This window comes from Pandoraea sp. E26, from assembly GCF_000681415.1.
Lineage (GTDB): Bacteria > Pseudomonadota > Gammaproteobacteria > Burkholderiales > Burkholderiaceae > Pandoraea > Pandoraea pnomenusa.
Window position 1 is genome coordinate 121,384 of record NZ_AYXJ01000014.1, and the last position, 18,925, is coordinate 140,308.

Genomic DNA, 18,925 nt, shown 5'->3' on the forward strand with positions numbered 1-18,925 from the left:
GCGGCTTCCCCCGGCCGCACCTGACGTCAAACAAGGCATTCAGGAGGTTGTGTGGTAGTCGAGACAAGCGTTGTAATCCCGCGCATTTCCACGCGCACTTTCCCGCGTATTTTCCCCCCTATCGTTTCGTCCCCCCGCTTGCACCGCGTCATCGACGCATCGCGCGCCACGGCGACGCTCATCACCGGAGGTCGCCATGACCAGTCGTGACAGCGGCGCCCATCTCCAGTCGAGCCTCAAGCAGCGGCACATGAGCATGATCGCGCTGGGCGGCGTGATCGGTGCGGGTCTATTCGTCGGGAGCGGCGTGGTGGTGCATGCGGCAGGCCCCGCTGCCGTGCTGTCGTTTCTGATCACCGGGGCGCTGGTGGTGCTCGTCATGCGCATGCTCGGCGAGATGGCCTGCGCCCTGCCGGCCGTCGGGTCGTTTTACGAGTATGCGCGTCTGGCGTGGAACGACAAGCCCGTGGGCGGCGAGCTCGCCGGCTTTTTGACCGGATGGATGTATTGGTACTTCTGGGTGATCGTGGTGGCCGTCGAGGCCGTCGCGGGCGCCAACCTGATCCAGTTCTGGCTGCCGGACATCCCCGCGTGGGCCATCAGCCTGACGCTGCTGGTCGTGCTCACGCTGACGAATCTGGTGTCGGTGGCATCGTACGGCGAATTCGAGTTCTGGTTCGCCTCGATCAAGGTTGCCGCCATCGTGGTGTTCCTGTTCCTCGGCGCGCTCTTCGTGTTCGGCATGTGGCCGGGCGCGGTCGCGAGCACGGGGCATCTGCTCTCGCACGGTGGATTCATGCCCAACGGCATCGGCCCGGTCATGGCGGGGGCGGTGGCCGCCACCGGCTTCTACTTTGGCGCGGAAATCGTGACGATCGCCGCCGCCGAAGCCGCCGAACCGCAGCAGGCCGTGGCACGGGCAACCAACTCGGTCATCGGCCGCGTGCTGTTCTTCTACATCGGCTCGATCCTGCTGGTGGTGATGCTCGTGCCCTGGAATTCGGCAAGCATGGCCACGCCGTACGTGAGCGCACTCGAAGCGATGCGCATACCGGCTGCAGCGCACATCATGAATGCCGTGGTACTCACGGCGGTACTCTCGGCGTTGAATTCGGGTCTGTACGCGTCGTCGCGCATGCTGTTCGCGCTCACGCGCCGGGGCGACGCCCCCCGCTCGCTCGCCAAGCTCAACGCGCGCGGCGTGCCGGTTCGCGCCATTCTCGTGGGCACGCTGTTCGGCTACGCGGCAGTGGTGATGTCGTACGTGTCGCCGGATACGGTGTTCGCCTTTCTCGTGAATTCCTATGGGACGGTAGCGATTTTCGTATACGTGCTGATCGCCTTTTCGCAATTGAAGCTGCGCAAGCGGCTGGAGCGCGAAGCGCCGGGCAAGCTCAAGGTGCGCATGTGGGGCTTTCCGTATCTCACGTGGGTCGCGATCATCGGCATGCTGTCGATCGTCGGCGCGATGGCGTTCATCCCCGACCAACGCACGCCGCTTGCCCTGGGCGTGGTCAGCCTGACGGTATTGCTCGTGGCGTTCACGGTTCGTTCGATCTGGCGCAAGTTGCGCTCGCCTGATCCGGGATTCGAGATTTGACGGAAGGCGGTTGAACCTGGCGACGGAGCTCCATCGGCAAATCGAGCCCCGTCGCCTGAGCGATTCGCATCGCTTCCGGCACCATGGCGCGCCGCGCATAGTGCCGGAGTAGCGCGCGTCCCGTCGTCACCATCGCCGAGGGATCGGGCGCCGCCGCGAAGGCGTCGAACGCCGAGGCGAGCAAATGCATCTCGGCGCTGTATGCGGGGTCCGCCGCCTCGTTGGCCGCCGCAACGAACGCCGCGCCCGCGCAACCTTGCGCGACACGCGCCGCGTCGAAGTCGCCGGCAGCCCGATGATGTCTGGCGACTTCCCGCCACATCTGCGCCTCACTCGCGAAGCCCCGGGCGGAATGGTAGGCCGTCGCGCTCGCCGTCAACGCGGGAATCAGCGGCAGCGTACGGCGCCGCGGATTTGCCAGCGCGCCTTGCGCCAGTTCGCGGAAGGCCGCCCCCATGTCGGTCAGATGCGCGTGGATGTGTGCCAGATCCTGCCCGGAGAGGCCGTCTCTGCCTCGCCGCAGCAGCGCATACCAAGACGGCAGGACGAGGGCAGCGTCCGGATCGTACGGAATCCCCCTGAGCTCGACGACGAAGCGATTGAGCAAGGTTCGCCCTTCAGTGTCGCAGTGCAGCAGCAATCTCGCGGCTTCGGCCGCGCTGATCGCCCCCTTGCCGTCGCCGAAACATGCCGCGCCGATCGGCACGCGCAAGCCCGACAGCGGAACGATCAGCACGATCTGTCCGCCATCACCAAGTACGGCCGTATCGAGAATCACCTGCCGGGCCTCGGGCGCAATCGCGGCGATCAGCGACAACGCATCTCCGCTCACGCGCTTGATCAGTTTCTGCGCCGCCAGATACGCGCGGCCTGAACGGTACGATCCCACGTGGCAGTACGCCGCACACGTCAGAAGATCCGCCTTGACGCCCCCTCGACAGAACTTGTCATAGAAGAGGTCCAGTGGACCCATGTACCGAAACTTGTCGAGAAATGCGTTGAAAATCGTGTCGGAAGGAGCCGCATTGTCGGCAAGCGCCCGGTCCAGCTCGTCGAGTCGGCTCAGCCGACGCTCGCTCAGGCACGCGCCGGGGTAATCGGCAACGGGGAAATTGGGGTGGGCGATGGGGGCAGTAGGGGCAATGGCGGGCATCGTGGTCACTCGGGCGAAATCGCGCGACGCTCCCATTTCCGGGTCTCGTCGCCGTTCCCCAACACGTGGTGTGGCGCGATCATCTGCCGCGCGATCGCCTGCGCCTGGTCAGGCCATCCGGCGGTCCGGTATTGCGCGTAGAGCGTTGCGCCGATATGCGCGGCGGACAACCAGTTGGCGCTCGTCATCGCGCCATCGAACAAAATGCGCACGCGGCCGAGGCACGCGCGGACATCCTCCGTTTCCCCACATTGCAGGAGAAGATTGGCCGCCTGTAGAAACGCGTCGGCCGTCTCGCGTCGCAATTGCTCCCGCAGTTCACGGCATGCGCCCGCGCCCCTCCCCGCTTCGCCCGCGACACCACGCACAACGACTTTTGACGCCGAGGACAGCGACGCCTGCCAGGCACGTGGGGCAGGTTCCTGCAACCCCGGATCGGTCCGCCACGTTTCGAGAAATTCACCAAGGCGACACCAGGCCTGCGCGGCTTTGCGCGGTGATCCGGAATCGGTGTGCTGGCGGGCACAGGCGACCAGCATGCGCTTGGCATCGTCCTGGCAATCCGCCATTTTCGACAGATGCAGGAAGCCGCTCGCGAGGTCCGCGTCGATATCGAATGTATCGAACCCGACCTCCGCCCCGTGTTCCTTGTCCCGATGGCTGGCCGCTTGCGCCGCCTCGAGCAGCGCGCGCCAATCGCGGAAATTCTGCTTGCCCGGCAGATCGCCGGAATTCTCCGGCATCAGCGTGACGAGTCGACCGATCAACGTTTGCAGTGTGTCATCGCGCGTTTGCAGCAAGGCGAGCGCTTCTTCGCTCGTGATGGCCCCGTCCCCCGTGCCGAAACACGTTGCATCCAGCGCAAGCCGCAGGCATGAATCAGGAAAGCAGAGTACGACCCGCCCGCTCTCGGACAACGCCGGGTTCGCCAGCATCGCGCAGCGTGCTTCGCTGCCGAGTTGATCGAGGAGATAGCGCGACGCATCGAAGCGTCGATCGGGATCGCGAAGCAGATAGGCCTGTCCGGCGGTATACGACGCGATGTGGGACTGCGCCGCGGCCAGGAGACTGATGCGTTTTCCGCCCCCTCGCGCAAGACCGTCGAGTGCACTGTCCCGGCACCCCATGCTGGTGAATTCCCGGACGAATGTCCGAAACACCTCGTCGGGTACGGGCGCCGCGGCGGACGTCATGCGCTGCTCGAAGGCTGAGAGCGCTGCCAGGCGCCGCTCGCTAAGACGCTGTGCGGGATAGGCCACCAGTGGAAAATTCGTGGCAGTCGTCGACGTGATCGATGGCATGGGCGTTCGGTTCGAAGACGTGGAGGTTGCGCAGAGGATGCGCATTGGGTGCGAAGACGCAGCAGGCGCGCGACGGCGTCGGGACGGCGCTGCCAACGTGGCCCGACGCGGGTTCGCACGGCCCGCTCTACATCGGGTGCGCAGGCTATTCGTTCCGCGCCACTTGCCCGGCGTTCGGGGGCTCCGCCCCCATGGCTTCCCAACCGACAGCCTGCCCCGGGAGTCCGTTGCGGCGCATGACGGCAGCGATCCGCCTGGCGACTTCCGCCGCCGCTTCCGCTTGCCCGCCGTCGCAGAGATGACGATGCAGTGTCATCCCTGTCCAGAGCGCCGAGTCATATGCGCCGGCGTAATCGAATGCGTTGAAGGCATCGCGCAGCACTCGTATGCCGCGATCGGTCTGGCCGCCATCCATCTCGTCGAACTGACGCGTGAACGCGTAGCCCGCGTTGCGCGATGCCGTTTTGGCCGATTTCTCGTCGTGCGCTCCGCTGAACACGCTCGCCGCATTGACGAACGCGCGCGCCGCGTTCTCGTGGCTGTCCGCCTCGCAGAACGCCTCGGCGGCGTGTCGGTACCACAAGGCGCCCAGTGCCGACGATTCGGCCTGGCTGGCGATATGCTCGCAGACGAAGCCGACGCGCTCGACATTCTCTGGCGTCATGGCTTCTTTCCAGCCATTCTCGTGCCGCGCTCGTTCGAGCAGATCGCGCCATACGGTCAGGAACCTGCTGCTTCGCTCGCTGGCGATGAACTGCGCAAGCAGCGGCCCGGCGTCTTCGACACCTTGCGTGAGAACACCCACGGCTTCCGCGCGGGTGAGCGCGCCGTCACCGTCGCCCAGACAGGCCGTGCCGAGCGGCACGCACAACGACGTGCCCGGCAGGAAGAAGTGAATCTGCTGGTTCACCCCCAGCGTGGGACTCGCCAGAATGGCGCTTCTGACGTCCGGGTTCAGTTCGCGCAACACCGTGAGCGAATCCACGTTGACGCTATCGCGATCGTCGCCTCCCGCAAAGAAGCATTGTCCCTCCTCGAACGATGCCACGTGGCATCGGGCAACGGCCACGAGGACGTCCTGCTTCGTACCGCCGTGCGCGAACCAGTCCTTGAAGCTGTCCCATGGCCCCATGGACGTGAACGACTTCAGAAAGGTTTCGATCGCGTGGCGGGGTGCCGCGCCGGTATCCATTGCCGCGTCGAACTCATCGAGCACCGCGAGACGGCGCGCGCTCAGCTGGGACGCGGGGTAGCCCTGAAACGGGAACGTCGAGACGGACTGTACGTCGGCATTGATCATGCGGAGATCCTCGGGAGAGCGGGAGATGTCCAGTCTCTGCCGGATGCCGAAGGACCGATTGCAGGAATGATCCGGCAACGTCTGCGATTTCCCCCAACCGAACTCACCGCAGGCGGTTCGTCAGGCGGCGGCGTCGCCGGGAAGTGTCGACGCCCGAAATGCCGATCGCAATTGCACGATCTCCTCGTCGGTCAGCACGCCGATGACGACGATATGCGACGGGCGGCGCGACATCTCCGGTCGTCGTGTGAACGCCACGCGGGCGCCGACCGCATGCATCTCGCTCATGCGCTCGCCAGGGAGCGCCACGAACCCCTTGGCCCGCAGGAGCTTGCCCGGGCACAACGCCAGCGCCGCCTTCAATCGCTCGCGGTCGATCAGGCCGTCCGTCTGCCAGTCGAAGGCGCGCAATCCCTCGGGCAGCGCGTCGCGGGACCGGCGCAATGGCCGTGGGGTGAGCAGACCAGGTATCGTGAGCGCGTCGTCCGGAAACAGAATCGCGGGCGAGACCACGCCATTGTCCGCCGTCACGACGATCTGCGTCGCCCCGAGCGATGACAGTCGCGCCCTCACTCGCTGCTGATCGTCCGGCGTGACGAGATCGGCCTTGGTCAGCACGAGCGTACTCGCCGCCGCGATCTGCCTGCGCGCGATATCGCCCACATAACGGTCGTCGAGCGTGTCGTCAATGCCGCTCGCATCCACGGCCACGACAATGCCGTGCAGGCGAAAGGCGCGATCGAGCAACCCCACCTGCGCAATACGCATCGGGTCGGACACGCCGCTCGCCTCGATCACGAGCAGATCGGGGCGCACCTCGCGCTCGCCAAGCGCGATCAGCGTTTCGACGAGGCGTCCGCCGATGGTGCAGCAGACACAGCCGTTCTCGAGACCGATCACGTCGTCGCCGCGCTCACGAATCAGCGAGGCATCGATGTTGATCGCGCCGAAGTCGTTCACGAGCACCGTCACGCGCAAGCCGTCGGCGTTGCGCAGCAGTGCATTGACGATTGTCGTCTTGCCCGCGCCAAGATAGCCGCCCAGCACGATCATCGGAATGGGCGGGCGCGGGGCCCTCGCTCCCGGATCGGCGGCCTGTTTCGCGGCCGCCGACGCCATCCCCGCACGGTCATCGTGTCGCATCGGCCTCACGCCGGCGCGCGGAAGATCTCGCCGCCGAGCACGGTGCCCCATACGGGCATCTGTCGCAGGTCGTCGAGCGGAACTTCGTAAGGATCGGCGTCGAGCACCGCGAAGTCCGCATATTTCCCGACTTCGATGCTGCCGATCAGATGGTCCATTCCCAACGAAAACGCCGCACCCATGGTGATGGCGCGCAACGCGTCGTCGACCGGCAGCCGCAGCGATTCGCCGAGCAAGCGGCCCGACGACGTCTCGCGCTTTGCCGCGCACCACGCAGTGAACAGCGGGCTGAGCTGCGTGATCGGTGCGTCGGAATGCAATGCGAAGGGCAAACCGATCCGGCGGGCGATCTCTGCCGCGTCCATGCGGTTCGCACGGTCCGGTCCCATCGTCTGCTGGTAGTGAGCATCGCCCCAATAGTAGACGTGGTTCGCGAAGAAGTTCACGCACAAGCCGAGGCGTTGCGCACGGGTGAGCTGCGCCAGGTCCGCCATCTGGCAGTGCTGCAACGTGTGGCGATGATCGGTGCGCGGATGCAGCGCGAGCAACTTTTCGAGCGCATCGAGCACGACTTCCGTCGCCTCGTCGCCATTCGTGTGGATGTGCAATTGCAGGCCTGCCGCATGAAACGGCATGAATGTCTCGACGAGTTGCGACGGCGGGATCAGCCACAGGCCATTGGGCTTGCCGTTGTGATAGCCGGGCCATCGCAACCGCGCCGTGAATCCCTGGATCGATCCGTCGACGATGAACTTCACCGGGCCGTAATGCAGTTTGTCGGTGTTGGTCTCGCGGGCTTCCAGCACCCGTTGCGGTCCGCCCTCCGGACAGCGCTGCGGCGCGAACGCGGGCACGATGCGAATCGGGAACGCCGGGTCCCGGGTGACTTCGTGCAGGTTGGCGTTACCCGTGGGCGTGAGATCGTTGACCAGATCGGTCGCGGTCGTCACACCGGCGAGCTGCGCCACGCGCCCGAAGTTCCAGATGGCGCGCGTGCTCTCGCTCGCCGCAATCGACAACCCCTCGCCGATCACGCGATACACCGGGAACATGGCGGCGAACTCCTGGAGCTCGCCGGTCGGCTCGCCGTCCTCCCCCATCACGACGCCCTCGACGTCAGTGTCGCCGTCGATGCCCGCGAGCTCGAGCATTGCCGTGTTGACGTTCATCAAATGCACGCTGGCATGCAGGATCGCGATCGGACGCGTGACCGACACGCCATCGAGATCGCGCGCGACCAGTGGCGTGTCTTCGAAGAAGATCGGATCGTAACCCCAGGCGAGCAACGGCTTGTGGTCATCGGTCATGCGTTGCAGCGCCGCCCTGAGGCGGTCGAGCACCGCCACGGGCGTCTTCAGCCCCTCCCAGAGATGCCCATCGGGGCCGCGCCGGTCGTAGTAGCCGACATAAACCGCGTCCCACATCGCGCCTTCCATCAAATGGCAATGGCCCTCGACCAGACCCGGCATCAGCACCTTGTCGTGCAGCGTCTCGATGGGCGCGGCGTCGGTCCAGCGACGCATTTCCTGCAATCCGCCCACGGCGAGGATGCGACCGTCGCGCACGGCCACGTGCGTCGCGACGGGCTGCGCAGGGTTCATCGTCAGGATCTTGCGCGCCACGTAGACGCGGATATCGTCTCGGCTCGCCGTGACGTCCTGCGCTGCGCTGGCGTCTCTGTCTGCTCTGTCTGTCATCTTCACTTCTTGTAGGTGGAAAGCGTGCCCACGCGAGCGTCCATCGATTCGGCGCGGCGGCCGCCGAGGATCACGTTGAGCACCGACATCACCACGACGTTGACCACCAGGCAGATCAGCCCGAGGTTCACCCCGCCGAGGTCCGGATTCTTGTAGTAGAGCACGAGCGCAAGCCCCTGCCCGGCCAGCACGCCCGCCGCGACGGCCGTCGCCCGCACGCGCATGCGGAAGACCACCGCGATCACGCCGGGCAGGAACTGCGTCACCCCGTAGTACGCCATGTTGATGAGCGTGAGCATGAGATTCGGCGTGAGCAGCGTCAGCACGATCGAGCCGAGCAGATACAGCACGATCACCACCTTCGAGCTGGCCTTCTGACGGTGCTCGGGCATGCCGGACAGGATGTTTCGCGTGACGATGGGCCCCAGCGCGAGGCAGATGCCCGCAAGCACCAGCAGGCCCGACAGCGCCGCACCGGCGGCAACGAGTCCGACCAGCCACGACGGCAACAGCTGCGTCACGGCGGCGAAGAACGCTTCGTTTGGCGAAGCGAGCGTAATGTTCTGCGCGATCGCGTAGTACGACGCGAGCACGAGGAACGGATACATCAGCATGTAGAGGGGCATGGCGATCTGCGTGCGACGGATCGTCGAAGCGCTTTTGGCCGTGAAGAAGTTCTGCACGCCGAAAGGCATCACGTACATGCCCAGCGACTGGAACACGATGGTCGTCATGGCAAACGTGAGCTGCTGCGTGCTCATCGCGTTGCTCACGTGCTGGCTCGCCGCCTGGAATACCGGCGTCACGCCCGACTCCCACGCCACCGCCACGCCGGTGATGACGATGGCCGCGACCATCAGCACGTCCTTGAGCACCGCGATATAAGCCGATGCCCGCACCCCGGCAATCGCGATATAGACGAACGCCAGCATGGCGGAGAAGCATATCAGCCACAACGGCTGGAAATTCCACCCCAACCCCTTGAGCGCGGCGACCAGGCCGGTGAACTGCAACTGGCCCCACGGCAGCAGGAACACGATCGCCGTGATCGCCACGACCAGTTCGAGGAAGCGGTTGTTGAAGTGCCCCTTGAACAGATCGGGCAGCGTGATGGCGTTGTAGCGCTTGCCCGCGTCCCATATCTTCGGGCCGAGGAAGTAGCCGACCGGGTACGCCAGCAGAATGTAGCCGAGGAACCACACGCCATAGGTCGGCCCCTTGGCATAGATGCCGCCCGGGAAGCCGACCATGGTGCCGATGCTGTAGATTTCGCCGGCCGCGAGGAAGAACACCAGCCACGCGCCGAACTGGCGCGACGCCACGAAAAAGTCATGGACGCTTTGCGGACCGCGTCCACCGCGCGCACGCAAAGCAAGATAGACCGACAACAGAATGAAGCCGGCAAAGATGAGGGTTGCCATTGACGCAATCTCCGGAATCTCGGAACGGGGCGCGCTCGATTGCGGTCGGGCGCGCCATCGGCGACATCACGCCGGTCGGCGTGTGCCGGGAATTCGCCGCGCGAAGACGGCCGCGGACCGTCAGGCGGGTTCCTCGGCGGTGTGCCGGTCGAAGAGCGTCCAGCACAGCCACAGGCAGCCGGACGTGAGCACGAACCACAGAAATATCCAGCCGTAGATGAACGGCACGCCGAGGATGTAGCGCTCGACGGACGCCGCCCAGGGCAGCAGTCCGACGACGCCGAGATACGGCACCCCAAGGCCAATCAACAATCTGAGCATGTCCTGTCTCCGTTTCGCGAGTCGTGGTTCGACGTGCGGGGGTGCACGGCGCCAGTGCCCGCGAGACCCATCGGCGTGACGCACGTGCGGGGTCGGTTGTCTGGCCCAGTATCCCCGGCCAAAAATCGTGCCGTTTAGAGCCACATGGCAGAAAACTTTGGTGCCAGCAATGAGGACGCCCCCCTGCGCAAAGGCCACTGCGGGGCCGTCTCCTGCTGGCACCATCACAAAGCGGCGGTGGTACTAATCCCCGGAAAATGTTCTTGGCAGTATTGGCTCATTTCCGTCAGGGAGCCTACCGTGGGTACGATTGAATCCTTCACGCTGGATCGTCGCGCCGAAGCCGCGCCATACGATCCGCTTTACGATCCGCTTGTCTCGTCCGGTCCCGGTCTCGGGATGGACTATGCGCCCACCTACTGGGTCGCTACCGCCGGGGAACCGCCGGAAGACGACGGTCCGCTCGTCGGCGACGCCGATGTCGACGTGGTCATCGTCGGCGCCGGTTTCACCGGATTGTCCACCGCACTCTTCCTTGCCCGGGAGCACGGCATTCGCGCCACCGTGCTCGAGGCCAACCGCACCTGCTGGGGATGTACCAGCCGCAACGGCGGTCAGGGGCAGAACGCGAGCGGGCGCCTGTATCGCTCGCAATGGATCGCGCGCTGGGGCAAGGAAACCGCGCTTCGCCTGGACGCCGAGATCCGCGAGGGCTTCAACACGTTCAAGTCGCTCATCGCGGAAGTCCCCGAGTGCGAACCGCAGCCGGGCGGCCACCTGTACATCGCGCATCGCGAACGCAAGATGGAGTTCCTGCGCAACGAAGCCAAGGTCATGCGCGACGTGTTCGGCTACGACGCTCGCATCCTCTCGCGCGCCGACGTGAGCGAACAGTACGTCGACGATCAGGAGAACTGCGGCGCGCTGCACGAGCCCGATGGCATCGGCGTGCATCCGCTCAAGCTCGCGTTCGGCTACCTGCGCATGGCGCGCGCGCTCGGTGCCCGCGTGCATCCGTCCACGCCGGTCCTGAGCGTCGAGACGATCAATGGCGTGCATCACGTGCGCACGCCGCGCGGCGTGGTGCGCGCCAAGGCGGTCGCGTTCGCCACGGGCGGGTATACGCGCAACGATGTCACCAAAGCCCTGCGCGCCAAGATCATGCCGATCCTGTCGAACTCGCTCGTCACGCGCGTGCTCACCCCCGACGAGATCGCCGCGACGAACTTCCGCACCCACGAAGTCATTACGGATACGCGCACGTTGCGCTACTACTACCGGCTGCTGCCCGATAACCGCCTGCAGATCGGCAGCCGCAGCTCGATCACGGGCGCCGATGCGCAAAATCCGAAACACATGGCCGTGCTCGTCGAAGGGCTGCATCGCAAATTCCCCGCCCTCAAGGGCATTCGCATCGACTACTCGTGGTGGGGATGGGTCGACGTGAGCCACGACATGATGCCGCGCGTGACGCAACCCGATCCGCGCCAGAACCTGTTCTATGCGGTGGGCTACGGCGGCAACGGCGTGTCGTTTTCCGCGCACGCCGGGCGCCGCCTCGCCCAGCGCATCGCCGGTCAACGCGATCCGTCGTGGAACTTGCCGATCTACGACTCGGCACTCCAATACCCGAACGTGTTCGGCGCCGTGCAGTGGCAGGGCTTCGCCCCGTTCCGCCGCATCGGCCAACGCTTCCTCTACCAGCGGTACCACGCGCAGGACGAAGCGCGTTGAGCCCTATTTCTCCCTTGCCTTATCCGGAAACTGCAATGACGACTCAGAACGAATCCGCCGATCTCCAGTTGCTCAAGACCTTCAACGACGCCTGGAATCGTCACGACATCGACGCCCTCATGGCCTGCATGACCGACACCTGCGTGTTCCATGCGGTGGCCGGGCCCGACATGCTCGGGCGCACCTTCGAAGGCCGCGACGCCGTACGCGCGGCCTTCCAGTCGGCCTGGGAGAACTTCCCCGACGCCTCGTGGACGGAGGGCGTGCATTTCGTCACCGGCGATCGCGGCGTCTCCGAGTCGACCTTCCGGGGCACCAAGGCAGACGGCTCGCGCGTGGAAGCCCGCATGGTGGATGTCTTCACCCTGCGCGACGGCAAGATCGAAGTGAAGAACGCGTTCCGGAAGGACCGTCCGGCGTTCTGATATCCCCTCGGCACATCGTGGAAGTCCGCCACGGCGACGGTCAATCTCATTTTTTAATACAAAACGTACCAAATAATAAAAATACTGATTGACCATAACACTCAGATCGCCTAGATTTCCACCTAAGCAACTAAATCGGAATAATTTGTTCCGTTTAATTTTTACTGGAGACACCCATGAACGCCAAAGATCCGGCTACGGCCACCCAGCAAATGACCGCGTCCGACGCCGGTCCGCAAACGATGACGCCCTCGGAGGCATTCGTTGAAACGATGGTCGCCAACGGCGTGAGCGAAATGTTCGGGATCATGGGCTCGGCCTTCATGGATGCAATGGACATCTTCGCACCGGCCGGCATTCGTCTGATTCCGGTGGTCCACGAGCAAGGTGCGGGTCACATGGCCGACGGCTATGCCCGCGTGTCGGGCCGCCACGGTGTCGTGATCGGCCAGAACGGTCCCGGCATCAGCAACTGCGTGACGGCCATTGCCGCCGCGTACTGGGCGCACAGCCCGGTCGTGATCGTGACGCCCGAAGCCGGCACGATGGGCATCGGTCTGGGCGGCTTCCAGGAAGCCAAGCAGCTGCCGATGTTCCAGGAATTCACGAAGTATCAGGGCCATGTGACTCACCCGGCCCGCATGGCCGAATTCACGGGCCGTTGCTTCGACCGCGCCATGGCCGAAATGGGCCCGACGCAACTCAACATTCCGCGCGATTACTTCTACGGCCAGATCAAGGCCGAGATTCCGCGTCCGCAGCGCCTGGATCGCGGCGCGGGCGGTGAAGAGCGCCTGAACGAAGCCGCGGAGCTGCTCGCCAACGCCAAGTTCCCGGTCATCATCTCGGGCGGCGGCGTGGTCATGGCCGACGCCGTCGAGGAATGCAAGGCCCTCGCCGAACGGCTGGGCGCACCGGTCGTCAACAGCTACCTGCACAACGACTCGTTCCCCGCCAATCATCCGCTGTGGTGCGGCCCGCTCGGCTATCAAGGCTCGAAGGCCGCCATGAAGCTGCTGTCGCAGGCCGATGTGGTCGTCGCGCTCGGCTCGCGTCTCGGACCGTTCGGCACGCTGCCGCAGCATGGGATGGACTACTGGCCGAAGCAAGCCAAGATCATCCAGATCGACGCCGATCACAAGATGCTCGGCCTCGTGAAGAAGATCTCGGTGGGCATCTGCGGCGACGCGAAGGCTGCCGCCATCGCGCTGTCGCAACGCCTGGCCGAACGCACCCTCGCCTGCGACGCCACGCGCGCCGCGCGTGCCGACCAGATCGCCTCGGAAAAGGCCGCCTGGGAGAAGGAACTCGACGAGTGGACCCACGAGCGCGACCCGTACAGCCTCGACATGATCGAGGAGCAGAAGCACGAGAAGACCTTCAACGGGGGTGAGTACCTGCACCCGCGTCAAGTGCTGCGCGAGCTGGAAAAAGCGATGCCGGAGGACGTCATGGTCTCCACCGACATCGGCAACATCAACTCGGTCGCCAACAGCTACCTGCGCTTCAACAAGCCGCGCAGCTTCTTCGCGGCGATGAGCTGGGGCAACTGTGGCTACGCCTTCCCGACGATCATCGGCGCCAAGGTGGCCGCACCGCACCGTCCGGCCATCTCGTACGCCGGCGACGGCGCCTGGGGCATGAGCCTGATGGAAACGCTGACCTGCGTGCGTCACAACATTCCGGTCACGGCCGTGGTGTTCCACAACCGTCAATGGGGCGCCGAGAAGAAGAACCAGGTGGACTTCTACAACCGTCGCTTCGTCGCCGGCGAACTCGACAGCCCGAGCTTCGCCAACATCGCCCGCGCGATGGGCGCCGAGGGCATCGTGGTCGATCGTCTGGAAGACGTCGGTCCCGCGCTCAAGAAGGCCATCGACCTGCAGATGAACCACGGCAAGACGACCATCATCGAGATCATGTGCACCCGCGAACTGGGCGATCCGTTCCGCCGCGACGCACTCTCCAAGCCGGTGCGCATGCTCGACAAGTACAAGGATTACGTCTGAGCGCCTGACGTCAGTCGTGTGACAGCGCTCCCGGCTCTGTGGGTGCCGGGGGCGCTTTTTTCTTTTTCGACATCATGAAAGCCATCAATCGCATCATCGATACCGCGCGCCGCGCACCGATGCGCATCGTGCTGTGCGAGTCCGAAGACGAGCGGGTGCTGCACGCAGCCGCTCGCGCGACGCGCGACGGCATCGCGCGCATCGTGCTCGTGGGCGATATCGGCAAGACGCAACGCGCCGCCGACACGGCCAGCGTCGACCTGACCGGCATGGAACTGGTCGACCCCGCCACCTCGGACATGACCGACGCCTTCGCGGAAATGTGGTATTCGATGCGCGCCAGGAAAGGCATGACACGTGCCCAGGCAGGCGAGGAAATGCGCATGCCGCTGGGCTTCGCCAACATGATGGTGCGGCTCGGGCACGCGGACGGCTCGGTCGCCGGCGCGGTCAACACCACGGCCGACGTGGTGCGCATGGCCATCCAGATCATCGGCATCGAACCGTCGTTCCAGCTCGTGTCGAGCTTCTTCCTGATGATGCTCTGCGAACCGTTCCATACGATGAAGGGCGGCCTGATCTTCTCCGACTGCGCCCTCGTCGTCGATCCCGACGCCGCCCAACTGGCGCAGATTGCACTGGCCGCGGCCGACAGCGCCGCCGCGCTGCTCATGGAGCCGCCGCGCGTGGCCATGCTGTCGTTCTCGACGAGCGGCAGCGCGAAACACGCCGCCGTCGACAAGGTCGTGGAAGCGACCCGGCTCGTCAAGGAGGCGCGTCCGCAACTCGCCATTGACGGCGACGTGCAACTCGACGCCGCCATCGTCTCCGAGATCGCACAGCGCAAGGTCGTGCATTCGCAGGTCGAAGGACACGCCAACACGCTGATATTTCCGAGCCTCGACGCCGGCAACATCGGCTACAAGCTCGCCGAGCGCATCGGTGGGGCCAAGGCCATCGGGCCCCTTCTGCAAGGACTGAATCGCCCTGCCAATGACCTGTCGCGCGGTTGCAGTGCCGACGACATCTACTACGTGATCGGCGTGACCTGTGTTCAGGCACAGGCCGCACGCGCGAAGCTCACCGGAACCCCGCCGCCGGCCATGCGGCCATGACCCTGCAGGTGGTTCAGGGCTATCTGCCGTTGATGCTGCTGCTCGGCTTCGCCACGTATTTTCAGACGGTGACGGGATTCGGGCTCGGCATGATCGTTCTGGGCGGGGCCAGCGGGTTCGGTCTCGCCCCCGTGGCGAGCGTGGCCATTCTCGTCAGCCTGGTCACGCTCGTGAACAGCGCGCTCGCACTACCGGGCACGCTCGACCAGATCGACTGGCGCGCCGTGCGCGCGGCGACGCTCGGCATCGTGCCGTCCGTGGTCGTTGGCGTACTGCTGTTCGATTATCTGAACGGTACCGCGTCGAATGTGCTCCATCTGCTGCTTGGCGCCGTGGTGCTGTACGGCGGCATCGGCTCGGCCCTGCGCCCGGCGCCCAAGGCCGAGCGATCGGGCGACACGGGATTTTTCCTCAGCGGGATCTTCGGCGGACTGCTCAGTGGGATGTTCGGCATCTCGGGCCCGCCGCTGATCTTCTATTTCTATCGGCAACCGCTCACGATGGCGCAGATTCGCTGCGCGCTGATCCTGCTGTTCGCCGTCACGGCATCGATCCGCACGGCGTACAGCGCATTCGCCGGCCAGTTGCCGGCGGCGATGTGGTGGCAGGCGGCGGTCGCGCTTCCGGTCGTGACGTTCGCCACGCTCTTCGCACGTCGCCACCCGCCACCGCTCTCCGGTGTGACCACGCGGCGCCTGGCCTTCGTGACCCTCATGCTGCTCGGCGCCCACCTGATCGTGAACGCGCTGCTGGAAATGCTGTGACACCGCGCGGGTGTCAGCGCCCGCGACGCCCGCCACTGCCGATCCAGTCGACCAGCCGCGAAAACAAGGTCATGTCGGGCGGCGACGTCAGGTCCAGCGCGAGCGAGTTGCGATAGTACGGGCTCAGATCGAGTCCCACGCCGAGCCCCAGCACCTCCACGTCGCCCACCGCCTGCTGCTGTGCCACGACCTCACGCAAATGATGATCCAGGTAATGTGCATCGTTGACCTGGTTGGTGGCGGCGTCCATGGGACTGCCGTCGGAAATCACGATCAGCAAACGGCGGTTGGCCGTGCGCGAACGCAGGCGATCGCACGCCCACACCACCGCCTCGCCGTCCACGCCTTCACGGAACAGGTCGGCCTTGAACAGCGACGCGATATCGGTTCGCGCGCGACGCCAACTGGTCACGGCGTCCTTGAAAACGAGGTGCGTGACTTCGTTCAGACGACCGGGGTATGGCGGCCTGCCGCGCGCAAGCCAGTCGGTGCGGGCACGCCCGCCGTTCCAGGCCCCCGTGGTGAAGCCGAGGATCTCGTTGGTCACGCCGGCCGCATCGAGCGCCCGGGACAACACATCGACCATCATTGCCACGGCTTCGATCTGCGCCTTCATCGAACCGGAGCAGTCGATCAGGAACGTGACCATGGACTCGGCGATCAGCGTGTGCTTCTCGAGCCGGAACAGGCGCCGCTCCGCGGGCGAACTGACCAGTTGGGCCAGCCGGCGGCCGTCGATACGTCCGTGCTCCTCGCCGAACGACCATCCGTCTCGCTGCGGCACGGCCAGTGCGGCCTTGAGCGCACGCGCCAGCCTCGGCACGTTGATCGCCTGCGCGACGATGCGCTCGTCGAGCCGTTCGCGGAACTCGGTCAGCAGCGCGCGCCGCACGAGCGTGCCCGCATACAACTCGCGGTCGTAGCGAGTCGTGAAAACGCGATATCCCTGGGCCGAAGCTTTCAGCACTCGGCTGTCGCCGGAGTGGGCAAGCGTGATGCCGTCGTCTTCCTGCTCGTCGAAGTCGAGGAACAACGAAAAGGCGTTGCGCACGGCCTTCTCGTCTTCCTCGTCCCGAGACGCCTCGTGTGCCTGTTCACCGCCCGCCGCACGAATCAGCCCCGCGATGTCGGCGGCCAGCTCGCGCGCGTGGACCGCATAAGCGGCCTGGTCGGCGCGCGTGCGGCGCATGCCCGCCAGCGCGCTGCCGATGCGCGGGGCGATCGCCATGCGGGTCGCCTCGATGAGCCCTTCCGTGTCCTCGACCACCGGATGGCCCGTGAGCCGCGACCAACTCATCTGCGCGACGGTGTAGAGCAACAGCCCCACATGGCTGTCGGCCACGCCCGTGACATGCATCGCGCGCGACCACGCCTCGAAGCGCTCGCGCAGATTGCGCGCAACGCCCGGCATGCCGGGCGGAATGAACGTCTCGCATCGCAACTGCTCGAGCCACTCGAAAAGCAACCGCTCCAGCGGCGCCTCCGGCTGCAGGCGGCGATGCAGTCCGGCGTCGCTGTGGCGCAATCGGAGCGCCGCACCGTCGGCGGCACCGCGCAGCGTCGCCAACGGATCGGATGGTCCGGGCAATGTTTGCAAATGCGGGGCATGCAACGGCAGCGGACGCATGTTCCGGCACAGGCGCGCGCCGCTGTAATGCAGCGCGGCGTCGCCCGTCAGCGCGCGCACGGTCGCGGCGCACAGCGCCTCGCCACGTGCGGCGCGCCGGGCCGCCTCGCGCTCGGAGATCGTCATGACGCATCGGCCAGCAGCGAGCGCCCGCCCTCGCTCGCCGGCAGCTCGTGGCCGAACGCCCGCTGGTAGTACTCCGCCACCACCGCGCGCTCCGCTTCGTCGCATTTGTTCAGGAAGGTGAGACGGAAGGCGAGTCCGGCATCTCGGAAGATGCCCACGTTCTCCGCCCAGTTGATGACCGTGCGCGGCGACATGAGCGTGGACAGATCGCCCGTGGCGAAGCCCTTGCGCGTGAGTTCCGCCACGCTCACCATCGAATCGATCAGTGTGCGACCCGCCTCGTCGTCGAGCGCAGGCACGCGTGCCAATACGATCCCGGCCTCGTCCTCGCGCGAGAGATAGTTGAGGGTAGCCACCACGTTCCAGCGGTCGATCTGCGCATGGTTGAGCACCTGGGTGCCGTGGTACAGGCCGTTGAGATTGCCCAGGCCCACCGTGTTCGTCGTGGCAAACATGCGGAATCCGGGGTGCGGATGTATCACGCGATTCTGGTCGAGGAGCGTGAACTTGCCGTCGCGCTCCAGAATGCGCTGAATCACAAACATCACGTCGGGACGCCCCGCGTCGTACTCGTCGAAGATCAGCGCCACCGGGCGCTGCAACGCCCACGGCACGATCCCTTCCTGGAATTCGGTGACCTGATGACCATCGCGCACGACGATCGCGTCCTTGCCCACCAGATCGAGCCGGCTGATATGGCCATCGAGATTCACGCGCACGCACGGCCAGTTCAGCCGTGCGGCGACCTGTTCGATGTGCGTGGATTTTCCCGTGCCGTGCATGCCCTGCACCATCACGCGCCGGTTGTTCATGAAGCCGGCCAGAATCGCCAGCGTCACATCGGGGTTGAAGCGGTAGGCCGTGTCGATCTCGGGCACGTGATCGTCGCGCTCGCTGAACGCCGGGACCTGCAGGTCGGTATCGATGCCGAATACGGCGCGGGCGTCGACCGTGCGATCCGGTTGTTGGGTGGCGGTCTCCATCACGTCCCTCTCCTGGTTCAAATGCGGTTTCAAGGCATCATAACGTTAACCATTTTTAGAAACAATTCGTTCCGAATAATTAAAACACTGATTGACGATGCCGGGACGCTCGTCTACATTCAGGCGAACTGAAACGCATTGGAACCTTGCCCATGCCGTTCGAGAACCCGTTTGGGTACAATACCGCTGATCCATTTTCCGGAACG

15 protein-coding genes are annotated in these 18,925 nt (G+C 65.3%); 6 read left to right on the forward strand and 9 right to left on the reverse strand.

All coding sequences use genetic code 11. The features are described from left to right. The first annotated feature begins 196 nt into the window (after window positions 1-196). Window positions 197-1,600, forward strand: coding sequence for an amino acid permease (locus W930_RS0110595; protein WP_023597585.1), 1,404 nt, complete (start codon window positions 197-199; stop codon window positions 1,598-1,600). On the opposite strand, the gene W930_RS0110600 is transcribed toward W930_RS0110595, so the two are convergent. The 7 genes from W930_RS0110600 to W930_RS0110630 all read right to left on the reverse strand — a co-directional run bounded on the left by W930_RS0110600 (window position 1,542) and on the right by W930_RS0110630 (window position 9,936). Then, the gene (locus tag W930_RS0110600) at window positions 1,542-2,789 is read right to left on the reverse strand and encodes a hypothetical protein (RefSeq protein WP_024788515.1); all 1,248 of its coding nucleotides are present in this window, start codon (window positions 2,787-2,789) and stop codon (window positions 1,542-1,544) included. The two genes, W930_RS0110595 and W930_RS0110600, sit on opposite strands and share 59 nt — an antisense overlap. Then, entirely contained in the window at window positions 2,759-4,054 is a 1,296-nt protein-coding gene (locus W930_RS0110605) for a hypothetical protein (protein WP_023873088.1), read from the reverse strand. Before W930_RS0110605 ends, W930_RS0110600 begins: the two co-directional genes overlap by 31 nt. Window positions 4,055-4,199: 145 nt before the next feature. Further along, on the reverse strand, window positions 4,200-5,354 hold the full coding sequence (locus tag W930_RS0110610; RefSeq protein WP_023873087.1) for a hypothetical protein: 1,155 nt from the start codon (window positions 5,352-5,354) through the stop codon (window positions 4,200-4,202). 120 nt (window positions 5,355-5,474) lie between these two features. Next, window positions 5,475-6,497 (reverse strand): GTP-binding protein, encoded by a 1,023-nt coding sequence (locus W930_RS26970; protein WP_024788514.1) that lies wholly within the window; start codon window positions 6,495-6,497, stop codon window positions 5,475-5,477. A 5-nt stretch (window positions 6,498-6,502) separates the two neighbouring features. Then, window positions 6,503-8,098 carry an amidohydrolase gene (locus W930_RS0110620; RefSeq protein ID WP_235195534.1) on the reverse strand — a complete coding sequence of 532 codons (1,596 nt, stop codon included), beginning with the start codon at window positions 8,096-8,098 and terminating at the stop codon, window positions 6,503-6,505. 98 nt (window positions 8,099-8,196) lie between these two features. Continuing rightward, a complete protein-coding gene (locus W930_RS0110625) occupies window positions 8,197-9,615 on the reverse strand; it encodes a sodium:solute symporter (protein ID WP_023597591.1) in 1,419 nt (472 codons plus the stop codon). A 120-nt stretch (window positions 9,616-9,735) separates the two neighbouring features. Next, window positions 9,736-9,936, reverse strand: a complete 201-nt coding sequence (locus W930_RS0110630; RefSeq protein WP_023597592.1) for a DUF3311 domain-containing protein — start codon at window positions 9,934-9,936, stop codon at window positions 9,736-9,738. A 300-nt stretch (window positions 9,937-10,236) separates the two neighbouring features. Between W930_RS0110630 and W930_RS0110635 the strand changes: the two genes are divergently transcribed. The 5 genes from W930_RS0110635 to W930_RS0110655 all read left to right on the forward strand — a co-directional run bounded on the left by W930_RS0110635 (window position 10,237) and on the right by W930_RS0110655 (window position 15,983). Beyond that, window positions 10,237-11,670, forward strand: a complete 1,434-nt coding sequence (locus W930_RS0110635) for an FAD-binding oxidoreductase (protein WP_023597593.1) — start codon at window positions 10,237-10,239, stop codon at window positions 11,668-11,670. Between the two features lie 35 nt (window positions 11,671-11,705). Beyond that, window positions 11,706-12,095, forward strand: a complete 390-nt coding sequence (locus tag W930_RS0110640) for a nuclear transport factor 2 family protein (protein ID WP_023597594.1) — start codon at window positions 11,706-11,708, stop codon at window positions 12,093-12,095. Between the two features lie 176 nt (window positions 12,096-12,271). Beyond that, entirely contained in the window at window positions 12,272-14,104 is a 1,833-nt protein-coding gene (xsc, locus tag W930_RS0110645; RefSeq protein ID WP_023597595.1) for a sulfoacetaldehyde acetyltransferase, read from the forward strand. Between the two features lie 74 nt (window positions 14,105-14,178). Next, window positions 14,179-15,219, forward strand: coding sequence for a phosphate acetyltransferase (gene pta, locus W930_RS0110650; protein WP_023873082.1), 1,041 nt, complete (start codon window positions 14,179-14,181; stop codon window positions 15,217-15,219). Further along, on the forward strand, window positions 15,216-15,983 hold the full coding sequence (locus tag W930_RS0110655; protein WP_023597597.1) for a sulfite exporter TauE/SafE family protein: 768 nt from the start codon (window positions 15,216-15,218) through the stop codon (window positions 15,981-15,983). Before pta ends, W930_RS0110655 begins: the two co-directional genes overlap by 4 nt. Window positions 15,984-15,996: 13 nt before the next feature. Here the strand turns inward: W930_RS0110655 and W930_RS0110660 are convergent, their stop codons facing one another. After that, on the reverse strand, window positions 15,997-17,736 hold the full coding sequence (locus tag W930_RS0110660) for a cobaltochelatase (RefSeq protein WP_023597598.1): 1,740 nt from the start codon (window positions 17,734-17,736) through the stop codon (window positions 15,997-15,999). Next, window positions 17,733-18,719, reverse strand: coding sequence for an AAA family ATPase (locus tag W930_RS0110665; protein WP_023873081.1), 987 nt, complete (start codon window positions 18,717-18,719; stop codon window positions 17,733-17,735). Before W930_RS0110665 ends, W930_RS0110660 begins: the two co-directional genes overlap by 4 nt. Window positions 18,720-18,925: the final 206 nt, after the last annotated feature.

Coding starts and splice junctions, on each gene's coding strand:
- W930_RS0110595 (WP_023597585.1), top strand. CDS start 197: ATGACCAGTCGTGACAGCGGCGCCCATCTCCAGTCGAGCCTCAAGCAG.
- W930_RS0110600 (WP_024788515.1), bottom strand. CDS start 2,789: ATGGGAGCGTCGCGCGATTTCGCCCGAGTGACCACGATGCCCGCCATT.
- W930_RS0110605 (WP_023873088.1), bottom strand. CDS start 4,054: ATGCCATCGATCACGTCGACGACTGCCACGAATTTTCCACTGGTGGCC.
- W930_RS0110610 (WP_023873087.1), bottom strand. CDS start 5,354: ATGATCAATGCCGACGTACAGTCCGTCTCGACGTTCCCGTTTCAGGGC.
- W930_RS26970 (WP_024788514.1), bottom strand. CDS start 6,497: ATGCGACACGATGACCGTGCGGGGATGGCGTCGGCGGCCGCGAAACAG.
- W930_RS0110620 (WP_235195534.1), bottom strand. CDS start 8,098: ATGAACCCTGCGCAGCCCGTCGCGACGCACGTGGCCGTGCGCGACGGT.
- W930_RS0110625 (WP_023597591.1), bottom strand. CDS start 9,615: ATGGCAACCCTCATCTTTGCCGGCTTCATTCTGTTGTCGGTCTATCTT.
- W930_RS0110630 (WP_023597592.1), bottom strand. CDS start 9,936: ATGCTCAGATTGTTGATTGGCCTTGGGGTGCCGTATCTCGGCGTCGTC.
- W930_RS0110640 (WP_023597594.1), top strand. CDS start 11,706: ATGACGACTCAGAACGAATCCGCCGATCTCCAGTTGCTCAAGACCTTC.
- xsc (WP_023597595.1), top strand. CDS start 12,272: ATGAACGCCAAAGATCCGGCTACGGCCACCCAGCAAATGACCGCGTCC.
- pta (WP_023873082.1), top strand. CDS start 14,179: ATGAAAGCCATCAATCGCATCATCGATACCGCGCGCCGCGCACCGATG.
- W930_RS0110655 (WP_023597597.1), top strand. CDS start 15,216: ATGACCCTGCAGGTGGTTCAGGGCTATCTGCCGTTGATGCTGCTGCTC.
- W930_RS0110660 (WP_023597598.1), bottom strand. CDS start 17,736: ATGACGATCTCCGAGCGCGAGGCGGCCCGGCGCGCCGCACGTGGCGAG.
- W930_RS0110665 (WP_023873081.1), bottom strand. CDS start 18,719: ATGGAGACCGCCACCCAACAACCGGATCGCACGGTCGACGCCCGCGCC.